The following is a 4,547-nucleotide window of genomic DNA, read 5'->3' as shown; positions in this document are numbered from 1 at the left end:
GGCTCGACCGCGGCGGGTCCGCGGTCGAGCCGCTCCGTCACCAGGGGCCGGAGGCTATTTGCCCGACCATTCCCAGAGCGTCTGGAGTGGAGCCTCGGTGGCGTAGTCGATCTTGTAACCGGCCTGCACGAAGTGGTCGGTGTCCTCGACCCAGTCGAAGTTGCACCGCGCCATGGTGCCGTAGCCGTGGTTGTTCCGGCAGTACCGCCCCTGAATCTCGCCGGCGCGCGTGCTGACGTAGGCCATCGCCGCGTAGCCGTCGGCCTGGCCGTCGTACACGTAGACGTAGTCGCCGTCGTAGTCGACGCAGACATACGTCTTGTGGTGGTAGGAGTTCGCCGTCCCGCAGTCGCCCTCGGCGATATAGCCCGTGACGCCGGTCTGGCAGTTGTACCACGTGTAGGCGCAGGCCCTGTAGTAGTACTCGTCGGCCATGGCCGCCGACGGCAGCGCGATCACCGCGACGGCGACGGCCGCGAGGAGGAGCGCGATGCGCGCGAAGGCCCGGTTGAGGCTGCGCCGCATGGGTTCGATGATGATTCTCAAGCCGACGGTCCGTTCTCGCACTGAAGGGAAATGAAGTCCGTCCAGTCTCGGCGCACCTGTTTGACCGGGCTTTGACCACCGATTAATCGGGGATCGGCCCAAGCTTTGCAGTTGAAATACCGGGGGCAATCGGTCACCAGTAGAGGACGCAAAGCGACAGGAGTGGGCGTTTGTGCAGGTAAAGGGGATTGGGTGCAAGGTAGATCAAAGGCGGTCTATCCGTGTTCCTAGACTCGGATCATGCAGCACACCCCGGTAGCGACCGCGATCGGCGTCGAGCTCGGGAGCTCCTCGGTCCGGTTGTCGGTTCGACGCGGCGACCAGGAGTCCGAGATCCGCGAGCTCGACGGCGACCAGCCCCTTGAGGCCGTCCTCGGGCGGGTCCGCGATGCCCGGGACCAGGCCGGCGGAGCGGTCCCGGTCGGGTTCGCGGTGCCCGCCTCGTGGGGGGCGGCGCGGCGGCAGGAACTGGTGTACCTGGCCGGGGAGACCGGGCTGGGCGAGGTCGAGATCATGGCCGCGCCCGAGGCCGCGGCGGTCTGCTACGTCAAGGGCCTCGGGCGCGAGCTCGGCCCCGGGGCGGGGCTGGTCGTGTGCGACCTCGGCGCGCGGTCGTTCGAGGTCTCGATCGTCGTCCGCGGCGAGGACGACTTTCAGCACCGCGGCTCGGTGACCACCGGCGAGGTCGGCGGCCGCGAGTTCGACCAGCTGCTCTTCGCGTACCTGTCGGGCCGCTACCGGGACACCGACCCCGAGTTCTGGGACAAGGTCGGCGCGCCCACCGACATCGACGAGGAGGCGCTGCGCGCCTCGCTCCTCGACGAGATCCGGTCCGCCAGGGAGCTGATCTCCAAGCGCCCCAGGGCGGGCGTGCACCTGCCGATCGGCGAGCGCGACCTGCACCTGACGCGCGACGAGGTCGAGTCGTGCATCGGCGAACTCCTCCTCCAGAGCGCCGACCTCGTCGTCCAGGCGATCGCCGAGGCCGACACCGCCGTCACCGGCCTCATCCTCGTCGGCGGCGCCAGCCGGACCCCGCTGCTCGCCACGGTCCTCGCCGAGCGCACCGGCCTCGACCCGGTCCTCCCGGCCTTCCCCGAGGCCGCCGCGGCCGACGGCGCCCGCATCGTGGCCCTCGCCAACGCCCCCGTCGCCCCGGCGGAAGGCACGAGCCGCGGCAAGACGACGCGGCGCCTCGGCGTCCTCGCCGCCGTCCTCCTGCCGCTCGTGGCCGCCGGGGCCGTGTTCGGCAACCAGCTCGGCGACGACCAGGCCGACGGCGGCGCCTCGGAGACCCCCGAACCCACCGCGAGCGCCGCGACGAGCGACGCCGCCAGCTCCGTCGATGAAGAGGGCGGCAGCGGCGTCGGCGGCCAGGAGGCCCCCGGCTCGCCGCAGGCCGTCGCCTCCGAGTCGGCCTCGGAGACCGAGGACGACGACGAGAGTCAGAACGCCGAGGAGAGCGCCTCGGTCGGCACCGTCCCCGACGTCGCGGGCATGACCGCCAACGACGCCGAAGCCGCACTGAACGGCGCGGGCTTCACCGACGTCTCCCGCACCGGCGAGCAGGAGGGCCTCTTCGGCCCCTGGTACGACGACTGCGAGGTCATCGGCCAGGACCCCGCCGCGGGCGAGGAGCGCCCCCTCGCCGACCCGGTCACGATCACCTACTCCTACGCCGGCACCGACCCGAGCGTCTGCGACTAGCCTCCCAGCGCCTGCGCGATCATCCCCAGCGTGGACCAGTCCACAAGAGACTGCTTCCGGATCTCGGCGTAGGTCGCGATCTCCGTCCACGTGCGCTCGGAGTCGCCCGCGCCGTGCGGGGCGTCCTGGGCGCGGAGCCATGCCAGTTCGGACTCGGTGAGCTCGGCGGCGAAGAGGTGCGCGCGGTGGCCCGACATCGTGGCCGCGATCTGCCGGGTCCCGATGCGGCGCAGGCGGCCGGCGGTCAGGATCAGGCCGGTCTCCTCCTCGACCTCGTCGCGCGCCTGCACGGCCGGGTCGGACTCCTCGCGGCTGCTGCCGCCGGGGAGCTCGTGGACGAAGCCGTCGGGAGTCGAAGCGGGGGAGCGGAACTCGCGGACCAGGACGATCACCGTCTCGTCCAGTGCGGCCCCGGGCCGGTAGAGCAGCACCTGGGCGGTGTCGGGCCGGGAGATGACGACCTCGTTGGTCTTGGACCGGTCCTCGGCGGTCACGCGCACCTGGACATGGGCCGCCCAGTACATGACGGCCTCGCGGTGCTCCCCGACGCGGAACGTCCACTCCAGATGGACGCCTTCGAGGACGTTGCCCGCGTCCCGCTGCGCGCCGTACCAGGTCTGGAAGCTGTCGGTGCGCCACACCAGGAGCGGCACCGACCGCTCCCCGCCCTCGCGCCGCGACCCGTCCCCGATGAGGTCCAGGGCCGCGCCGCAGGCGGCGTCGAGCCGGTCGGCGACCGGGACGCCGCGCGACTCGGCGAGGTGCAGCAGGTACTCGTTCTTCACCGCCGAAGCGGGCGCGCCGAAGACGATCTTCCCGGAGTCGAACCAGGCCCCGAACTCGATGTTGGTCGTGAACGCGGGCATGGTCTCCAGGTCCCGCGGCACCCAGAACAGGATCACGTCGGCGTCGTGCAGCCCGCGGTGCTCCCACTCGATCTGCCCGGTGTAGTCGGCCAGGACGCCCTCGCGCAGCTCCGGCGTGAACACCACGAGCCGCCCGTCCCGGTCCCACCGCTTGCGCAGGTGCCCGATCGCCTCCGGATTCCAGGAGGCCACGTCGGCCGAGCGCGGCAGCGGCCCGGCCAGGAACACCGCGGCGTCCCACCAGTCCGGCGGCGTCTCGTTCGCATGCACCACAACGACCTCGGATGCCACCGGGACTCCTCTCGACGCGCCTGCGGGCCGCCCCATTCTACGGCAGCGCGACCCGGGAAAAGGCTTTCTGCGCGGGTCTAGGATGGGATCGATCAAAGGAGCACCCATGGAATACACCCAGCTGGGCCGCGCGGGCGTCCAGGTCTCGCGCATCGTCCTCGGCACCATGAACTTCGGTCCCGAGACCGAGGAGGCCGACGCGCACCGGATCATGGACCGCGCGCTCGAACTCGGCGTCAACTTCTTCGACACCGCCAACGTGTACGGCCGCGACCGCAAGGGCTGGACCGAGGAGATCATCGGCCGCTGGTTCGCCGCCCGCCCCGAGGCCCGCGACCAGGTCGTCCTCGCCACCAAGGTGTACGGCGCGATGAGCGACCGCACCAACGACCGCGGCCTGTCCGCCTACAGCATCCGCGCCCAGGTCGAGGCGTCGCTGCGGCGGCTCCAGACCGACCGGATCGACCTCTACCAGTTCCACCACGTCGACCGCTCGGTCCGCTGGGAGGAGATCTGGGAGGCCATCGACGTCCTTGTTGCTCAGGGCAAAGTGGTCTACTCCGGCTCGTCGAACTTCGCGGGCTGGATGATCGCGCAGGCCAACGAGCAGGCCGCCAAGCGCGGCAGCCTCGGCCTCGTCTCCGAGCAGTCCATCTACAGCCTCGTCAACCGCAACATCGAGCTTGAGGTCATCCCCGCCTCGCAGCAGTACGGCCTCGGCGTCATCCCCTGGTCCCCGCTCGCCGGCGGGCTCCTCGGCGGCGTCCTCGCCAAGGCCGCCGAGACCGGCCGCCGCGCGAGCGCCCATGTGGCCGAACGCATCGAGCAGCACCGCCCGGCCCTCGAAGGCTACGAGGCGCTCGCGGCCGAGAAGGGGGTCGCCCCGGCGATCCTCGGCCTGGCCTGGGTCCTGCGCCAGCCCGGCGTCACCGGCCCGATCATCGGCCCGCGCGTCATCTCCCAGCTCGACGACGCGGTCGCCGCCCTTGACGTCGAACTCGACGAGAAGGACCTCGCGACCCTCGACGAGCTCTTCCCCGGCCCCGGCGGCGCCGCCCCCGAGGCCTACGCCTGGTAGAACCGCAGTACAGCACGCGTGCGCCGACGACGAGAGTCGTCGGCGCACGCGTTCGCGTT

Annotated in this window: 4 protein-coding genes; 2 read left to right on the top strand and 2 right to left on the bottom strand. The window is 71.3% G+C overall.

What is annotated here, in order from left to right; genetic code table 11:
* Positions 1-54 precede the first annotated feature (54 nt).
* Complete coding sequence (locus DI269_RS13680; protein ID WP_112136743.1) at positions 55-546, bottom strand: hypothetical protein; 492 nt, start codon at positions 544-546, stop codon at positions 55-57.
* A 240-nt stretch (positions 547-786) separates the two neighbouring features.
* On the opposite strand from DI269_RS13680, the gene DI269_RS13675 reads away from it, so the two are divergent.
* Positions 787-2,253, top strand: coding sequence for an Hsp70 family protein (locus DI269_RS13675; protein ID WP_112136741.1), 1,467 nt, complete (start codon positions 787-789; stop codon positions 2,251-2,253).
* On the opposite strand, the gene DI269_RS13670 is transcribed toward DI269_RS13675, so the two are convergent.
* Positions 2,250-3,410: a nucleoside 2-deoxyribosyltransferase domain-containing protein gene (locus tag DI269_RS13670; protein ID WP_157974977.1), complete on the bottom strand. Its 1,161-nt coding sequence runs from the start codon at positions 3,408-3,410 to the stop codon at positions 2,250-2,252. The genes DI269_RS13675 and DI269_RS13670 overlap by 4 nt on opposite strands.
* A 106-nt stretch (positions 3,411-3,516) precedes the next feature.
* Here DI269_RS13670 and DI269_RS13665 point away from each other — a divergent pair, with 106 nt between their 5' ends.
* The gene (locus DI269_RS13665; protein ID WP_112136737.1) at positions 3,517-4,488 is read left to right on the top strand and encodes an aldo/keto reductase; all 972 of its coding nucleotides are present in this window, start codon (positions 3,517-3,519) and stop codon (positions 4,486-4,488) included.
* Positions 4,489-4,547: the final 59 nt, after the last annotated feature.

This window comes from Glycomyces dulcitolivorans (assembly GCF_003265355.1).
Taxonomy (GTDB): domain Bacteria; phylum Actinomycetota; class Actinomycetes; order Mycobacteriales; family Micromonosporaceae; genus Glycomyces; species Glycomyces dulcitolivorans.
Note: the sequence above shows the minus strand (reverse complement) of the source record. Positions and strands in the feature narration are given on the sequence as shown.

Coding starts and splice junctions, on each gene's coding strand:
- DI269_RS13675 (WP_112136741.1), top strand. CDS start 787: ATGCAGCACACCCCGGTAGCGACCGCGATCGGCGTCGAGCTCGGGAGC.
- DI269_RS13665 (WP_112136737.1), top strand. CDS start 3,517: ATGGAATACACCCAGCTGGGCCGCGCGGGCGTCCAGGTCTCGCGCATC.